At 70.4% G+C, this 16,886-nt stretch carries 13 protein-coding genes; 10 read left to right on the forward strand and 3 right to left on the reverse strand.

Translation table 11 applies throughout. The features are described 5' to 3' along the window. Positions 1-81: 81 nt before the first annotated feature. Together ACIBH4_RS25125 and ACIBH4_RS25130 are read left to right on the forward strand one after the other, a co-directional pair. Positions 82-1,416 carry an ATP-binding protein gene (locus tag ACIBH4_RS25125; protein WP_362766530.1) on the forward strand — a complete coding sequence of 445 codons (1,335 nt, stop codon included), beginning with the start codon at positions 82-84 and terminating at the stop codon, positions 1,414-1,416. A 205-nt stretch (positions 1,417-1,621) separates the two neighbouring features. Then, a complete protein-coding gene (locus ACIBH4_RS25130; protein WP_362766533.1) occupies positions 1,622-2,593 on the forward strand; it encodes a helix-turn-helix domain-containing protein in 972 nt (323 codons plus the stop codon). A gap of 157 nt (positions 2,594-2,750) precedes the next feature. Here the strand turns inward: ACIBH4_RS25130 and ACIBH4_RS25135 are convergent, their stop codons facing one another. Beyond that, positions 2,751-4,109 (reverse strand): extracellular solute-binding protein, encoded by a 1,359-nt coding sequence (locus ACIBH4_RS25135; RefSeq protein ID WP_362517560.1) that lies wholly within the window; start codon positions 4,107-4,109, stop codon positions 2,751-2,753. Positions 4,110-4,606: 497 nt separating this feature from the next. On the opposite strand from ACIBH4_RS25135, the gene ACIBH4_RS25140 reads away from it, so the two are divergent. From ACIBH4_RS25140 to ACIBH4_RS25160, 5 genes are read left to right on the forward strand one after another with little or no spacing between them, the layout of a single operon-like run. Next, positions 4,607-5,566: a ketoacyl-ACP synthase III gene (locus ACIBH4_RS25140; protein WP_362517563.1), complete on the forward strand. Its 960-nt coding sequence runs from the start codon at positions 4,607-4,609 to the stop codon at positions 5,564-5,566. Then, the gene (locus ACIBH4_RS25145; RefSeq protein ID WP_362517566.1) at positions 5,566-6,297 is read left to right on the forward strand and encodes a glycosyltransferase; all 732 of its coding nucleotides are present in this window, start codon (positions 5,566-5,568) and stop codon (positions 6,295-6,297) included. Before ACIBH4_RS25140 ends, ACIBH4_RS25145 begins: the two co-directional genes overlap by 1 nt. After that, complete coding sequence (locus tag ACIBH4_RS25150) at positions 6,294-7,421, forward strand: cytochrome P450 (RefSeq protein WP_362517569.1); 1,128 nt, start codon at positions 6,294-6,296, stop codon at positions 7,419-7,421. Before ACIBH4_RS25145 ends, ACIBH4_RS25150 begins: the two co-directional genes overlap by 4 nt. Beyond that, positions 7,421-9,178, forward strand: coding sequence for an AMP-binding protein (locus ACIBH4_RS25155; RefSeq protein WP_362766537.1), 1,758 nt, complete (start codon positions 7,421-7,423; stop codon positions 9,176-9,178). Before ACIBH4_RS25150 ends, ACIBH4_RS25155 begins: the two co-directional genes overlap by 1 nt. Further along, the gene (locus tag ACIBH4_RS25160) at positions 9,171-10,181 is read left to right on the forward strand and encodes an NAD(P)-dependent oxidoreductase (protein WP_362517575.1); all 1,011 of its coding nucleotides are present in this window, start codon (positions 9,171-9,173) and stop codon (positions 10,179-10,181) included. Before ACIBH4_RS25155 ends, ACIBH4_RS25160 begins: the two co-directional genes overlap by 8 nt. Here ACIBH4_RS25160 and ACIBH4_RS25165 read toward each other — a convergent pair. Next, on the reverse strand, positions 10,139-11,041 hold the full coding sequence (locus tag ACIBH4_RS25165) for a hypothetical protein (RefSeq protein WP_362766540.1): 903 nt from the start codon (positions 11,039-11,041) through the stop codon (positions 10,139-10,141). The two genes, ACIBH4_RS25160 and ACIBH4_RS25165, sit on opposite strands and share 43 nt — an antisense overlap. Before the next feature lie 237 nt (positions 11,042-11,278). Between ACIBH4_RS25165 and ACIBH4_RS25170 the strand changes: the two genes are divergently transcribed. Further along, positions 11,279-12,664: an LCP family protein gene (locus ACIBH4_RS25170; RefSeq protein ID WP_362517581.1), complete on the forward strand. Its 1,386-nt coding sequence runs from the start codon at positions 11,279-11,281 to the stop codon at positions 12,662-12,664. 305 nt (positions 12,665-12,969) lie between these two features. Continuing rightward, the gene (locus ACIBH4_RS25175; protein WP_362766543.1) at positions 12,970-13,530 is read left to right on the forward strand and encodes a hypothetical protein; all 561 of its coding nucleotides are present in this window, start codon (positions 12,970-12,972) and stop codon (positions 13,528-13,530) included. A gap of 64 nt (positions 13,531-13,594) precedes the next feature. Here ACIBH4_RS25175 and ACIBH4_RS25180 read toward each other — a convergent pair whose 3' ends face one another. Next, positions 13,595-15,034, reverse strand: coding sequence for a hypothetical protein (locus ACIBH4_RS25180; RefSeq protein ID WP_362766546.1), 1,440 nt, complete (start codon positions 15,032-15,034; stop codon positions 13,595-13,597). Between the two features lie 838 nt (positions 15,035-15,872). Here ACIBH4_RS25180 and ACIBH4_RS25185 point away from each other — a divergent pair. Further along, a complete protein-coding gene (locus ACIBH4_RS25185) occupies positions 15,873-16,835 on the forward strand; it encodes an ATP-binding protein (protein WP_362517590.1) in 963 nt (320 codons plus the stop codon). Positions 16,836-16,886: the final 51 nt, after the last annotated feature.

The following is a 16,886-nucleotide window of genomic DNA, read 5'->3' on the forward strand; positions in this document are numbered from 1 at the left end:
TAAAAGGATGTCATTAAATACGAAGAGATGATTTTCGGGGGGGTAGCCATATTACGACGTCCGCGGTCAATCCGAGGTCAGGTGACCCTCATAGCGATCATCGCGTTCGCCCTGGTCCTGGGAATGGGCATGTTCGTCACCTTGCAGGTCGTGAAGACCAGGCTTTCGGCGGACCTCTCCGACCTGGCGGCCGACGCGGCCGCCAACACGGCCCTGGACATCGAGAAAGGCCCCGCGGACACCGTCATCTTCCCGCTCAACCGCGTCAACCGCATCCAGGTCGTCGCGAACGACGGCCGGGTGGTCGCCGCCAGCCCGGCCATGAAGGAAAAGCCGCCGCTCACCCAGAAGCGCCCACCTCCCGGCCAGGCGCGCGTGGACGAGACGGTGTGCGCGACCCTACCGCCGAAGGAACGGGCGTGCTACAGCGTCGCGGGCCTCCGGGTCGAAGACTCCGTCTACGGCGACGTGATGATCTACGCGATAATGCCGGAACCCCCGTTGCTCCGCTCCAGCTTCCTCGCGATCACGCTCACGCTCTTCTCCTCGGGGCTTCTCGCGCTGCTCGGCTGGGGCGCCTGGCAACTCGCCGGCCGTACGCTCGCCCCGGTGGAACGGATCCGCGCCGAGATGACCGAGATCACCGCCTCCGACCTCAGCCGCCGGATGCCCGTCCCCGCCTCGGGGAACGAGATGGCGCAGCTCACCCAGACCATCAACGCGACCCTCGAAAGGTTGGAGCGGGCCGTGGAGAACCAGCGTCGCTTCGCCTCCGACGCCTCCCATGAGCTGCGCACCCCCCTGACCGGGTTACGTACCAAGCTCGAACTGGCGATCTCCGACCCCGAGGCGGAGGACCCGCTCACGACGATGCGCTCGGTGCTGGCCGACGCGGACCGGCTCCAGGCCGTCATCGAGGACCTGCTGCTGCTCGCCTGTCTGGACTCCGGCGTGCGGGTCGCACCGGAGGTGATCGACCTCGCCGACCTGGTCACCTCGGAGGTGAGGCGCCGGCCGACCCGGCACGAGGTGCTGTTGAAGCTCGACCCCGGCGTCACGGTGCGAGGCAGCAGGGTCCAGCTGGTACGACTGCTCACCAACCTGCTGGCCAACGCCGACCGGCACGCGGTGAAGGAGGTGCAGGTCCGGGTCGGGAGCCGGCTGGGCGAGGCCGTGCTGGAGGTCATCGACGACGGGCTCGGCATCCCCGAGACAGAGCGGGAGCGGGTCTTCCAGCGGTTCACCCGCCTGGACTCGGCGCGCAGCCGCGACGCCGGGGGAACCGGCCTGGGCCTGTCCATCGCCAGGGACATCGCCGTGGCACACCGCGGCAGGCTCTACGCCGCCGACAACACCAACGGCCGCGGCGCCCGGCTCGTCCTCCGCCTGCCGCTGTCGACCGCGCCCGACTCCTGAGCCTGCCTCACGGTGGGGGACGGGGCTTCACGGCAGGCACCCCACAGTGAAAAGGGCTTCGCGGACGGCGATTCTCGATGAAGGGAACGGGCTTCGCAGGTGGCGCCCCCTCGGCGAGGGGAACAGCTTCGCAAGAGACGGTCCTTGGTGACGCGGCGGCCATCGGCGGGGGTGGCCCGTACCTCACCCATGTAAGAATCGGGTCATGCACAGGATCGTCATGCTCGCCATGGACGGCGTGATCCCCTTCGAGCTGGGCATCCCGCCGCGGATCTTCGGCGTCGCCAGGGGCGCGGACGGCAAACCGCTCTACGAGGTGCTCACCTGCACCGTCGACGGCGCCCCCGTACGCACCGACGCCGACTTCGCGATCGCGGTGGACCACGGAGCCGAGGCCCTGGAGGACGCGGACACCGTGGTGATCCCGGCCACCCACGCCCTCGGAGCGATCTCCGCCGAGGGACGGCTCCCCGTCCCCGTGGCCGACGCGATCGCGCGCATCCGGCCGGGCACCCGCCTGGTCTCGATCTGCACCGCCGCCTACGTGCTCGCGGCGGCCGGACTGCTCGACGGCCGTCCCGCGACCACCCACTGGAGCAGCACCGACCACTTCCAGAAGCTGTTTCCCAAGGTCAAGGTCAACCCGGATGTGCTGTTCGTGGACGACGGGGACGTGCTCACCTCGGCAGGGGTGGCCGCGGGGATCGACCTCTGCCTGCACATCGTCCGGCGCGACCACGGCACCGAGGTGGCGAACCGCGTGGCCAGGCGGTGCGTCGTCCCGCCGTGGCGCGACGGCGGTCAGGCACAGTTCATCGAGCGCCCGATTCCCTCCCCGACCGCGGCGACGACCGCCCCGACCAGGGCCTGGGCGCTGGAGCGGCTGCACGAACCGCTCTCCCTCGGCGAGCTGGCCGCCCATGCCCGGATGAGCCGCCGTACCTTCACCCGGCGCTTCCGCGACGAGATGGGGCTCAGCCCCGGGCAGTGGCTCATCCTGCAGCGGGTCGAGCTGGCCCGGCGGCTCCTGGAGACCAGCGACCTGCCGGTGGACGGTGTCGCCCTGCGGTCGGGGTTCGGCACCGCCGCCTCGCTCCGCCAGCACCTGCAGGCGGCCATCGGCGTCTCGCCGATGGCCTACCGCCGCACCTTCCGGCCGGTGAACGTGAACGCCTGACCTCGCCGGGGCCCCCGGGAGCGCTCAGCGACCGGATGGGAAGCCACTGTCGAGGCCCGGGCGGCGGGAAGCCGTCGAGAGGTTTTCACCGTCCTGCCGGCGAGAAGCCGAGGAGGGCTCTCACCACAGGACGGCGGGGAAACCCGGAGGAAGACCCTCACTCGCCGCGCGACCACTCCTCCTGCAGGCGGTCGGCCGCCTTCTTCGCGGTGATCCGGCCATGGGCGACGTCGAGGATGACGTCACCCTCCACCCGCTCCAGGAAGGACTCGTCGGGGACGTTCAGGGAGCCGCCGTCCTTGACGAGCTCCTGGATCGCGGCGTAACCCTCCTTGCCCTCCGAGTCGGCGAAGACGGAGGAGTCGATCCGGAAGTCCTCGCGCGCGGGGACGAGCGCCAGGTCTCCGACCCAGTTGGAGACCCCCTCGCCCACCGTCAGGAACTCGATCAGCGTGGCCGCCTCGGCCACGTGCTTGGAGCTCTTGGGGATGGCGAGCCCCACCTCGGCCGTACTGCGGACGGCGGGCTTGGAGCCCTGCAGGACGGTCGGGAAAGGTCCGGCGCCGATCTTCTTGACGGAGATCTTCGCGGTCTTGCGGTAGGACGCGGACAGCATCGGGCTCCGGCCCGAGCCGTCCACCAGGAACAGGGCCTTGCCTGAGCGGAAAAGCTCGGCAGGGCGGTCGCCCTTGAGTGCGAGCCCCGACTTCGCCAGCACGCCCCTGTCGAACAGCGACCTGTAGGCGGTCAGGGCCGAGACGACCTCGGGGCCGTTCCACGGCTTGCCGCCGGTCAGCAGCTCGTCGGAGAGGGTGGGGTGGCTCTGGCCCGCGATGGTGAACAGGAGTTCCTCCTGCCGACGTGGCTCGCCGGAGAAGACGATCGGCCGGAGGTCGGGGATCTCCTTCTTGACCCGCCTCACGACGCTCTCCAGATCGGCGGCCGTCTTCGGGAAGGAGAGTCCGAGCTCGGACAGGAGACCGGCGTTGTAGTACATGACCGCGCCGCCGTTGGAACCCATCGGGACGGAGTAGAGCGTGCCGCCCTTGGCGGCCTTCTCCGTCTGCTTCACCGCGTTCTCCCCGAGCTCGTCGACCCAGCCGCCGGAGACCTTGTCCTTCCAGTCGTCGACCGGGCGGAGCCGGTTCGCGACCGAGCGGGTCATCGTCGGGATCGGGAGGCCGACGACGTCGAGTTTCTCGTCGCCGGCGAGCGCCTTGGGGAGCCGCTTGCGGTAGTCGGCCTCGGCGAAGGTGCGCAGCTCGACCTTGATGCCGGGGTTCGCCCGTTCGAACGCGGCGACCGCCCTCTTCAGCGCGGCCTCGGGCGGGGTGAAGGTCCAGTACTTCAGCGTGACGGGTCCCGCCGGCTTCTCGGGCTTCTTGGTCTCCTCACCGGCCTTGGGGACGGCCTGCTTCACCGGCCGGCCGTCGGCCGGCTCGCCCGCGCTGCAGGCGGTCAGTCCGAGGGCGAGGGCGGCGGTGGTCACGGCGAACGCACGAGCTGTACCACGCATGGCATACCTCCAGCAGAATCACGGTGCGGGTGACGGTGTTCAGCCCGGCGAGGTCGATCACGGTCATTCCGGTCGATCACGAAAAAAGATCTTATGGGGTCCTCTGCCGCGACAGGGGTTCGTCAAACTACCCGGCGGAGCCGCGGCTCTCGGCCCGAGGTGGTGCCCGGCGGCCCGGCGGTGTTCTCCAACTCCTGTCCTCGGCCTTGACCTTGAGGAAAAGATCCACCACCCCTTTATCGATCATGAAACTCGTGTCGGCGCGAACGGACGACGTGGGAGCGCGGTGCGGAAGGACGGCATGACAGGACGGCGCGATGCCATCTTCGCGACCGGCTTGTGCAGGTATGTGATCTCTCGTCCATGTTTGCCCGTCTTTCTCGCATGACCAGGACAAAACACCGCGTTTTAGATACATTGCGCGAGCATGTCGAGACTTCACGCTGTTCGGCTCGACGCTGTTCGGCTCGACACTGTTCAGGGATAAAAGGAGATCAATGAAAGCCCGGATCACGGGCGTCGCGACGTATCTGCCGGAGCGGACCGTGTCCAGCGCGGACGTCGAACGGCGGATCGAGGGTTACACGCCCCACAGGGGCGTCGTCGAACGGCTGACCGGAATCCGGCGCCGCCACGTGGCCAGGGACGACCAGCAGGCGTCGGACCTGGCCGCGGAGGCGGCCCGCGAACTCGACCACTCCGACGTCGACCTGCTCGTCTTCGCGTCGGCCTCGCAGGACATGATCGAACCCGCCACCGCGCACATCGTGGCGGCCAAACTGGGACTCTCGTGCCCGGTGTTCGACGTCAAGAACGCCTGCAACAGCATGCTCAACGGGATCCAGATCGCCGAGGCGCTCATCCTGACCGGGGCGCACCGCAAGGTGCTGGTCTGCTCGGGCGAGATCCCGTCGCGGGCGATCCGGTGGCGGGTCAGGGACCGCGCGCAGTTCGTCGACTCCTTCGCCGGCTACACGCTGTCGGACACCGGGGCCGCGGTCACGGTCGCCGCCGACTTGGAACGTGGCATTTTCTACCGCGACTTCGCGGCCGACTCCACGTCCTGGGCGATCGGCACCCTGCCCGGAGGCGGTTCCGCGCACCCCCGCGACCTCGAGTACTCCTACTTCCGCGGCGACGGGCGCAGGCTCAAGGACGCCTTCGAGGCGATCGGCCCGGACATCTTCCTCAACGCCCTCAAGCGCACCGGCCTGACCTGGGACGACTTCGCCGTCGTCGCGGTGCACCAGGTGGCGCTGCCCTACCTGCGCTTCCTGGCCGAGGTGCTCGACATCCCAGGGGACAGGCTCGTGGTCAGCCTGCCCGAGCACGGCAACTGCGCCTCGACGACGCTGCCGCTCCAGCTCACCCTGGGCGACTGGCGACCCGGCGACCGGGTGGCGCTGCTCGGGCTGGGCGGCGGGATCAGTACCGGTGTGATGCTGGCGGAGATGTGATGGACCTCTGGGTGATCGTTCCCGCCTACAACGAGGCCCCCGGCATCGAGGCGACGCTGCGGGCTCTGGCCGAGCAGGACGACCGGGACTTCACGCTGCTCGTGGTGGACAACGCGAGCACCGACGGCACCGCCGAGGTCGTACGGCGGCACGGTGTTCAGGTGGTCGTCGAGACTCGGAAGGGCACGGGCGCCGCCTCCGACACCGGCATGCGCCACGCCATCGCGCACGGGGCGACCCACCTGGCCAGGACCGACGCGGACTGCCTGCCCCGCCCCGACTGGGTGCGCAACATCCGGCGGGCCTTCGACGACGGGCTGGAGATGGTCGGCGGGCAGCTGAGGCCCAGGACCGACGAGTTCCGGCTGAAGTTCTGGGAGCGTCACCTCATCCCGTTCGTGGTGGAGGTGGCGGCGACCTTCGGCCGCTTCCGGCCCGGCAACAGGGACCCGCGCTACCTGGGCCCGTACGTGATGATGCCCGGCGCCACCCTCGCCATCACCGCGGACCTCTACGAGCGCGCGGGCGGCTTCCCCAGGACCGCGATCGAGGAGGTCCACGAGGACCGTGCCCTGGTCAACCAGGTGCGCGCCCTCACCCCCGCGTACGCCTCGCGCCGTGACGTGGTGGTCTTCGGCTCCGTACGCAGGCTGCGGGCGTACGGCCTCGCGGGCACCCTCGCCTGGTACGCCGACCACCACTACCGGCCGGAAGTGATCGACGTCCGGTGAACCACGAGACCCGCCTCTACCTGGCCGCCCACCCCTTCGCCTACCCGCTCATGCGGCTGCTGGCCCGGCTCGGGCCCGTGGTGCGCGTCCCCGGGCTGGGAGTGGTGGTCAACGACGCCGCCGTCGCGCGGGCCGTGCTGATGGACGAGCGGTTCCGCAAGGACGGGCCGGGGTCGCCCGGCGACCTGTGGACGCCCGTGCTCGGCCCCTCCGTACTGCTCAACATGGAGGGCCCCGGCCACCTCGCGCTCCGCAGGAAACTGATGCCGCTGTTCACCACCGGGTACGTGTCCTCGCTGGTGGAGGACGTGCTCCGTGGACCGCTCGACGATCTCTCCGCCCGCCTGGGGAAGGGCGAGACGGTCGACCTGGTGGACGCCATGCGGCTGATGGCCGGGGCGGTGATCTGCCGGGTGATCGGGCTGGGCGAGGTCTCCGAGGCGCGGGCGAGGGAACTTTTCGCGGACGGGGAGCGGGTCGTCTCGATGGTCTCGCTGCGCTCGCGGCGGTTGTCCGACCGGCAGGTGGCCGTCGCCAGGCGGGTGCTGGACCGGATCGGGGACATCGCGCAGACCGCCTACGAGGCCGGGGACGAGTCCACGGTGATGGGCCGGATGCGGGCGCAGGGACTGTCCGTGGCCGAGGCGCGGGGCGCGGCGGGGGCGTTCTTCCTGACCGGTACCGAGACCGTCGCCACGTTCGTCCCCCGGCTCGTCGCCCTCCTGCACGACCACGGCACCCAGGTCGGCGACCTGGACAGGGTCATCGAGGAGGCGATGCGGGTCACCACGCCGACCCCGCTGATGCTGCGCTCGGTGGCCGCCGCCGCGCACGTCGGCGGCACGGCGGTACGCCCCGGCGACCGGGTCCTGATCGTCACCCACAACTGCGCCAGGGCGTACGGCCCGTTCGACCCCTCCCGCACCCACCCGCCCGAGCTGCGCAGGCTCTGGTTCGGCGCGGGCCCGCATTTCTGCATCGGCTACCCGCTCGCCCTCGCGGAGATCCGGGCGGTGGCCTCCGTCCTGCTCTCCCACCGGGTGCGCGTCGTGCGGCGACGGGCGGCCAGACGGGTCCTCATTCCCACGTACGAGCATCTGTGGATCGGCCGGGCGGGAGCCTAGTGAACGACATCGTCAGCGGGATCATGACAATCGCCGAGCGGGAGCCGGGGCGCACCGCGATCGTCGACGGGCGGGGCCGGGAGATCACCTACGGCGAGCTGGCCCGTCGGGTGTCCGCGGTCCGCGACGCGATGGGCGGAGGCCGGCCGGGGAACGACGCTCGGCCGGAAGACCGGGCGCGGCCGGGAGACCGGGCGCGGCCGGGAGACCGGGCGCGGCCGGAAGACCGGACACGGCCGGAAGACCGGACACGGCCGGAAGACCGGACACGGCCGGAAGACCGGACACGGCCGGAAGACCGGACACGGCCGGAAGACCGGGAACGACCGGGAGACCGGGCGCGGGCGGAGAGCGGGACACAACCGGAAGACCCGGTGCGAGTAGAAGACCGGGTCCGGCCCGAGGACGGGATGCGGCCGGGGGACGGTGTGCTGTTCGCGGTGCGGCCGGGGGTGGACGCGGTGGCGCTGGCGCTGGGGGCGGTGGCGGCGGGCGGGACGCTCGTCCTCGCGGACCCCGGTCTGGCCCCCGACGTGCTCGCGGCCCGCATGGCCGCGACCCGGCCCGCATGGGTGATCAGCGAGTCCCTCCTCTACACCCTGAGCGGCCCGCTCAGGCGCCTCGCCCGCCGCCGGGGGCTGCTGCTGCCCGACCTCGCGGACCCGCTTCCCGGCCACCCCGTCCGTCACCTGTACACGGGGCCGTGGCTGCCAGGAGTGCCCCGCGGAGCGCTGCGGCTCTCCCGCGTCCTGCGACGATCGTCCGCCGTTCCCGGCCGGGAGGTGTACGGGGCGGATCCGGACCAATCGGCGGCGGTGATCTTCACCTCGGGGACCACCGCGCGTCCGCGAGGGGTGGTGCACACCCGGGGGTCGCTCGCGGCCGGGCTGGAGATGTTCAGGAGCGCGTTCCCGCTGGGTCCCGGTGACGTCGTGCACACCGACCAGCTGATGCTCGGACTCCCCGCCCTGCTGGCCGGGGCGACCTGGTCCCTGCCCGGGGGCGGTGACCTCGCCGCGGAACTGGCCGCGCGGCGGGCCACCCACACCTTCGCCGTGCCGGTGCACCTGGATCGACTGCTGCGCGAGACCCCCAGGCTCCCCGGGACCCTCCGCTACCTCCTGCTCGGCGCCGCTCCTGCCCCGCCGGGCGTGCTCCGACGCGCGATCGAGGCCGGGCCCGAGGTCCTCTCGGTATACGCGATGACCGAGGCGCTCCCCATCGCGATCGCGTCCGCCCGCGAGAAGCTGGCCCAGGCCGAGGGGGATCTGCTCGGGGAGCCCCTGCCCGGCGTCGGGGTCCGGGTCGCCGAGGACGGCGAGTTGTTCGTCTCCGGCCCCCACCTCGCGTGGCGCTATCTCGGCGAGGAGCCGCTGCGGGAGGTCGCGACCGGCGACCTCGTCAGGCTCGAAGGGGACCGGCTGGTGCTGCTCGGCCGGAAGAAGGACATGATCCTTCGCGACGGGGTCAACATCTACCCGGGCCTGTACGAGTCCGGCATCGCGGCGCTGCCCGGGGTCGCCGAGGCCGCGATCGTCGGGCTCTCCGACCCCGAGACCGGGGACGAGGAGGTCGTGCTGGCCGTCGTTCCCTCGGAGGGCTACGACGAGGGCCTGTTGCGCAAGGCGCTTCCCGAGATCGTGGACGCCGCGGCCCTGCCCGACCGTATCGAGCCGCTCGACGCCTTCCCCCGCTCGGGACGGGCCGACAAGCTCGACCGGGCCGCCCTGCGAGACCTGGTCGCCCGCCGTGCCTGAACGACCCGCCGCAGCTGAGCGACCCGCCATACCTGAGCACCTCGCCGCAGCTGAGCGCCCCATCGGGCCCGGCGGGCGGCCGAGGGTCGCGGTGACGGGCGCCTCCGGATTCGTGGGAGGCGCGGTCTGCCGGGCGGCCGTGGTGCGGGGCTGGACGGTGCGGGCCTTCGGCAGGCGACCCGCTGTGGACGCCGGGCACCTCGGCGGCGCTCCGTACACGTCGTGGGACCTCCTCACCCCCCGGCCCGCGACACCCCCGAGCGAGGTGGACGTGGTGATCCACTGCGCCGGGAGCGTCACGGACTGGGGACCGCCACGTGACATCTGGGCCGTCAACGTGGACGGCACCCGCAACGCCGCCGCGGCCTTCCCCGGCGCCAGGTTCGTGCACGTCAGCACGGCGAGCGTCTACGATCCGTTCCGGCCGACCGTGATGGCCACCGAGGACACCGCCCCGGCCGGGCGGTACGCCAACGCGTACGGCGCCTCGAAGGCCGCCGCGGAGAGGTGCCTGGAACGGGCGGTCATCCTGCGACCGCACGCGATCTACGGCAGGGGGGACACCACGCTGCTTCCCCGGGTCCTCGGCGCGGTCAGGGGCCGCAGGCTGCTCGCGGTGGGCGACGGGCGCCAGCGGATCAGCCTGACCTCGGTGGACAACCTGGTCCAGGCCTGCCTGCTCGCCGCAGAAGGTCCGGTCGACCACGGCGTCTTCAACGTGACCGACGCCGAACCCGTCGTGCTCGACGACGCCCTGCGCGCGATCCTCGCAGAGCGCGGCATCGACGCCGAACCGTACTATCTGCCGCTCGCGCTGGCGGATCCCCTCGCCGCCGTCGCCGAGACCGTGTCACGGCTGCTCCGGCGCCCGCGCCCGCCCCGGCTCACGCGCTACGCCGCGGGCCACCTGGCCGTCGAGCGGACCCTCGACATAACCGCCGCGCGCACCCGGCTCGGCTATCACCCCTCGGAGACGTCCTTCGAGGGGTCCGCGGACTGGTGACGGTGGTCTTCGAGCGCCGCGGCCGCGAACCTGGAACGGACGCGCTTGCCCTTGATGACGAAGGCGGTCCCCGCCACGAGCAGGCCCAGTGTGAAGAGCACGCGCAGGCCGTCCCTCAGGAAGGTGGTCAGCGCGTCGAATATCGCGGCCACGGCGGAGTACGACATGCCGCCGGTGGCGGAAGCGGGCAGGTAGACGTTGCGGATCACGGACAGGACGACGGCCAGCGCGAGCATGCTCGTGGCCAGGCCGAGCCCGGCGCCGATCAGAGCGACGTACCGGTCATGGGGCAAAAACACTCCCGTGACGATCAGTACCGGTGACAGACCGATCAGAACCCATTTCAGCGAGATCAGCCTGTCGTAGAAATTGTCGATCACGAAAACGGCGGAGGTGGGCAGCAGCAGGGTGACGGGGTGCGTACTGGGCAGGCGCGAGGCGTCTCCCACACCGACGATCTCCAACCTCCGCTTGACCAGCTCGTACACCGGGGCGAGGTCGTAGCCGACGCCGCCGTCCGCCACGCTGGGATTCGGGGCGTGGCCCAGGATCGCGAGGAGCCTGCGGTGCGTCTGCCGGTTGATCTCCACCCAGGCGACGGCGAAGTCGTTGTCGACGCCGGACCTCACCGTCTCGCGGACGACCTCCCCGCCGACCGAGACGCCCAGCGCGCGCAGCCGCACGATGACCTCGTCGGTGACACGGTCCGTGACGGCGTTCCTGACATCCGGGTGAGCGGCCAGCGGGGCGACGTTCTTGATGTAGCGGTCGGGATCGGCGATCTCGTTCGCCGCCCAGTAGGTGGTGAGGGCGAAGGGGGCGAGGAGGCATCCGAGCACGATCAAAATCGAGCCGATCACCGTACGTACGGACTTCCCTGACCGCATTACCTGGAAATCCCCGCTTTTGCCAGGCAAAACCAGTTAGGGCATCTTTTTGACGTGAACTTGGAGATCAATGTCATCCCGACGGCGAAATCTGGTTTACAAACCTTGACCCGTCGCCCTCAGCGCGTCGAACAACCACATAGCCGATTCAACCGAAAACCGTTACTAACCTGCGACGTATTGGTCTGACGGACGGGAGATGTCACGGCTATGGCAGGCAATACGGGGCGAACGGGCGTCGGATCGAGCCTGGCACTGACACTGGGCTCAGCCGTTCTGTGGGGTCTGGCCCACGTCTGGGTGGGCCGCCGCCTGACCGGTGCCATCTTGATGGGCATCGAGTTGATCCTCGCCGCAGCCGCCGCGACCGCCGTGCTGACCGCCGGCCCCTCCCTGCTCTCCCTCGCCGTACAACCCTCCTGGCTCTGGGTCTTCGCCTTCACCGCGATGCTGGTCGCCGGCGTGACGGTCACCGTGACCATCCGCTCCCACCTGCTGGTGCGACCAAAGGCGGCGTCACCTGCGGCCCGGTACCTCTCCGCCGCGGGCGTCGGCGTGATATGCGCGCTGGTGGTCGCTCCGATGATCTACGCGGCCAAACTGGCCTACATCTCGCACGGCGTCGTGACCTCGGTGTTCGCGGAAAGCGTCGCGCCGATCCCGGTGGACCCGTGGAAGGACGTGGACCGGCTCAACATCCTGCTCGTCGGCGCGGACGCGGCGGCCAACCGGATCGGCGTACGCACCGACAGCATGACCGTGGCCAGCATCGACCCCAGGACCGGAGACACGGTGCTGTTCGGCCTGCCCAGGAACCTGGAGAACGTCCCGATGCCGCCGGGCCCGGCCCGCGAGCGCTTTCCCTACGGTTTCCAGGGCGAACCGCCGTACACACCGGGCATGCTCAACGAGATCTACCAGTACGCCGAGGACTATCCCGAGATGGTTCCCCGGCAGAGCAAGCGGCACCGCGGCCCGACGCTTCTGAAAAGAACGATCGGCGGCATCCTCGGCCTCGACATTCCCTATTACGCGATGGTCGACATGAGGGGCTTCGTGGAAATCGTCAACGCGATGGGCGGTGTACGCGTCCGCATCAAGGATCCCATCGTGTACGGCAGGCAGAACGAGGGCCTGATCGAGGCGGGAAAGCGGAAACTCTCGGGCGAGGAGGCGCTCTGGTACGGCAGATCCCGCACCTACAGTGACGACTACGTGCGGATGGGCCGCCAGAAGTGCCTGCTGAACGCCGTCGCCAAACAGGCCGACCCGGTGACGGTCTTCAGGAGCTTCGAGAAACTGGCCGCCGCCGCCGTCGACACCATCTCCACCGACATACCTCGGCAGTTGCTGCCCGACCTGGTCGAACTGGCGGAGAAGGTGAAGAACTCCAGGATCAGGAGTCTCCAGTTCGTCCCCCCGCTCATCTACTCGGGTGCGCCCGACTACCACCTCATCAGGCACGAGGTCATCGCCACCCTGGCTGCGCCACCCGCCCCGCCCCGCTCCGTATCCGCCGCACAGGCCGGAGACCAGGGGAAGGCGGGCGAGCACGCCGAGACGAAGGCCGTCGTCCTCGATTCCGCCTGCCACTGACGAACCGGCCGAGGCCGGAGAACTCGTTGGGCCCGAACGCCCCGACGGAGCAGAGAACCGGCCGAGCAACGAACCGGCGAACCAACTGACCGCGGACCGAGGGCCAGCGGGCCGGGGCCGGAGGCCGGGGGGCCAGCGGACCGGGGGCCGGAGACCGGAGACCGGGGCCAGGGGGTCAACGAGCCAGTACACCGACGACCTCACGGATGACAGGCCCAGCGCCGTGTCCGGCGCGTTGAGAGCGCCCACGAGGGTCGGAATGCTGTTATGGAGTGATTACTTATCGTGACAACGGAGGTTAGAGGATGAAACACCACCTTGCGAGCGTGAGCCTGCTCGCCGCGATCGCCGCACCCGCTGTCGGATGGCCACTCGCCTGGGCCGATCCGGTCCCCTCGGTCTCCATCTCCCTCGACGACGGGGCGAGGGAGACCACGCCCGGCGCGGAGAACACCTACACGCTCCGTCTCAGCAACCAGGGAGGCGACCGGTTGAAGCGCGTCCTCCTGGTGCAGTCCCTGCCGCCGTCGATGACCTTCGTGAAGGCCGACGCCGGAGGCCGTGTGGAGCAGGGCAAGGTGGCGTGGACGGTGAACGTCCCGCCCGAGAAGGACACGGTCGTCCACGTGAGCGCCCGGGTGGGCGCGGTGGCCGGCGCGACGGTGCAGAACCTGGTGACGACGGCCTGCGCTCGCAGGGGCGCCACCGGCCCCGTACTGGCCTGTGCCACGGACATCAACACCGTGACCCCACCGGAGGAGACGGCCGCCTGGGTCCTGCCCGTCTCGCTGGCCTCCGCCGCCGCCGCGGGGCTGGCCACCGCCGTGTTCCTGTTCCGCCGCGGTCGCCGGGTCCGACCGGTCTGATCCGGCGCCACGAGCGCCCGGCCAAGGTCCGCGCCGACCTCTACGCCGACCGGCCCGTACCCGGCTAGGTTCTCCCTGGCCGGGTACGCAGCCGCAGGGCCAACCCGAGGCCGGAGAGCAGGAGTCCCACCAGGGCCGGCCCGAGCGGCAGACCCGTGAACGGCAACGAGGGGCCGGCCGACACCTCGCGAGGCCCACCGGCGAGACAGGGGACCGAGAAGGACCGCCCCCGGCCCGGCATACACGACGGGTCGGAGACCGGCTCCGGCACCCGCGCGGGCGCCGGTTCCGGTTCCCGGCCGGGAACCGGAACCGGCGCGGACACAGAACCGGGAACGGAGTCCGACTCGGGAACCGGCACCGATGCGGAATCCGCCCCGGGAACCGACGCCGACGCGGAGTCCGACTCGGGAACCGGCACCGGCGCGGAATCCGCCCCGGAAAGCGGCACCGGCCCGGAGTCCGGCCCGGAGTCCGACTCGGGCGCGGGTACCGAGCCGGGAGCCGGCACCGGCGCCGAGCCCACCTCGCGATCCTCGGGCCCGAGCGTCCCGGTGCCCGTCGTCCTCCGTACGGCGACCCGCTGCGCGCAGCCGAGGCCCGTACCGGGGACGGGTGCGGCACGCCTCGCGGACCACGGCACCGGGTCCGGGCAGTTCGTCCCACCCCCGAGGGCCTGGACGGCGCTGTCCAGCACCCCGTCCCCGGTGGCGGGAGTACCGACGGTCACGCTGTAGGTGACCGTGACCGTCTCGCCCACCCGGATGTCCCCGGCCCAGTTCAGCTTCGGCGCGCCGTACGAGACGGTGCCGCTCGTGGCCCGCGCGTCGCCGTTGTAGACCGCGTCGTCGAGGACCCTGGAGAGCTCCCCGGTGAGTGTGGCACCGGGATAGGTGGCGTTGCCGACGTTGCCGACGGTGATCGTGTAGGCGACCGTCTGGCCGGGGTCGGCAGCCTCGCTGCCGGCGGTCATGAGGACGTACAGCAGCGGCAGGCCGATCCCGCCGAGGTTTCCGCAGGCGCGATCGGCCGACCCGGCCTCGCAGTTGGAGCCCTCGGGCCCGACCAGTTCGCCGGAGAGACGCAGGTCCCCCGCCGGGGGGTCGTTCACCGTGACCCCGTAGGTGACCGTCACCGTCTGCCCGGCGGCCACGTCACCGGTCCAGGCCACCCTGGGTTCGGCGAAGGAGACCGTGCCCGACGTGGCCGACTGGTCGTGGTCGAAGCTCGCGTCGTCGAGCAGCCCCGACAGGTCGTCGGTGAAGGTGAGGCCCGGGTGGGCGATGTCACCGGTGTTGTGCACCTCGACGGTGTAGGTGACCTTCTGGCCGGGTTTCGCGAGGACGGGCGAGGCCGTCTTGGTGATCCTGACCTCCGGCTCTCCCGCCCCTGCCGTACGACTCTCGCCGCCAAAGGCCCCCCGCGCGTCCCGCCTTCCCGCAACGGACGCGGAAGCCCGCCTCCCCACCACGGACGCGGGAGCCCGCCTCCCCGCAACGAACACGGGAGTTCGCCTTCCGGTCACGGACGCGGAAGCCCGCCTCCCCGCCGCGAACACGGAGGCCCGCCTCCCCGCCGCGAACACGGAGGCCCGCCTTCCCGCAACGGACGCGGGCGAGGACACCTCGCGCTCCTTCCCCGCGGATACGGACGAGGGTTCCCTCTTCTTCGCGACCCGCTCAGCCGAGGACCTCCCGTCCATCGTCGTCCGGGGAGTCAGGGTCTCCGCTCGGACGGACGGCGAGGACACCTCCGCCACACCGGTCCGGGATGCGGCGAGAGTGAGCGACGGCGTCACGAGCACCGCGAGCGCGACACTCCACGCGGCGAATCCACCGATCCCTCGCGGGGAAAACCTCCCGCGGGGAAACCACCGCTCGAAGAACCGCCGTTCAGGAACCCGCCGTTCAGGAACCCGCCGTTCGGAAACGCGACGCGACCAGGTACCGGTACGTGCCACCAGAGCCCCTTGCTGATCCTTGTCCACGATCTCACCGGGGGGTCAAGATCAACCAACTCGGGATGGGATACCCGGACTGGCCGGATCTCATCGGCGCCGATGGCAAACATCCGCCCCGCCGATCCCCAAGCCGGTTGTCGAGTCCGTACAGGAGACCGCGAAGCGGTAACAGCGGATCTTTGGCACCGGTCATGACATGGCAGACGTTTTTCCTCGCACCTTTCGCCGATATTTGTCATGAGAGATCACCTTTATTGATATTTGCGACGCGAGCACGCCTTCCCTCTTCCCCGCGATACGCGTCACGCGCCCCCGCCCGTCGTGGCATGATGGGCCCTCCGAGGTCTTGAAATGATTTTCATAATCAGATTGGATCGTTGTTGTGAGGGTGGCATTCGTCGGCAAGGGCGGCAGCGGCAAGACGACCCTGTCGGCGCTGTTCGCGAGATACGTGGCGAGCCGGGGCGGTCCCGTGGTGGCCGTCGACGCCGACATCAACCAGCACCTGGGCATGGCACTGGGGCTGGCCGAGGGTGCGCTGCCCAGGCCGATGGGCTCGCACCTGACCGAGATCAAGGAATACCTGCGGGGCGACAACCCCCGCATCTCCTCGGCCGCCGCGATGGTCAAGACCACCCCGCCGGGCTCAGGCTCGCGGCTGCTCCGCCTCGACGAGGACGACCCGATCCACACCGGATTCTCCGTCGCCACGCCGGAGGGGTCCCGGCTGATGGTCACCGGGCCGTTCAGCGAGGACGACCTGGGGGTGGCGTGTTACCACTCCAAGGTCGGCGCCGTGGAGCTCTACCTCAACCACCTGCTCGACGGTGCGGGCGAGTACGTCGTGGTCGACATGACGGCCGGGGCCGACTCCTTCGCCTCGGGGCTTTTCACCCGTTTCGACATGACCTTCCTGGTGGCCGAGCCAACCCGTCAGGGCGTGAGCGTCTACCGGCAGTACCGCGACTACGCCGCCGACTACGGCGTGCCGATCGCGGTGGTGGGCAACAAGATCCACGGCCCCGGGGACGTGGCGTTCCTGCGCGATCAGGTCGGCGACGACCTGCTGGTCTGCCTGGAGCACTCCTCGGCGATCCGCGCGATGGAGCAGGGTCACCCCTTCACTCTCCAAGACCTCGAACCGGCCAACTCCCAAGCCCTGGGCACGCTTCTCGACCGTCTCGACAGCCAGGAGAAAGACTGGTTCCGCTTCGGACGCCAGGCGGTGCAGTTCCACCTCCGCAACGCGAAGGCCTGGGCGAACAGGGCGACGGGCGAGGACCTGGCGGCCCAGATCGACCCCGGCTTCGTCTTCGGGCCCACACGAGTGTCGCTCTCCCGCTAGGTGGAGCGATCGGTAGGCCCGACCTAGTGTCTGATGAATCCCCTTCTGTGA

Source organism: Streptosporangium sp. NPDC050284, assembly GCF_044459525.1.
Classification (GTDB): domain Bacteria; phylum Actinomycetota; class Actinomycetes; order Streptosporangiales; family Streptosporangiaceae; genus Streptosporangium.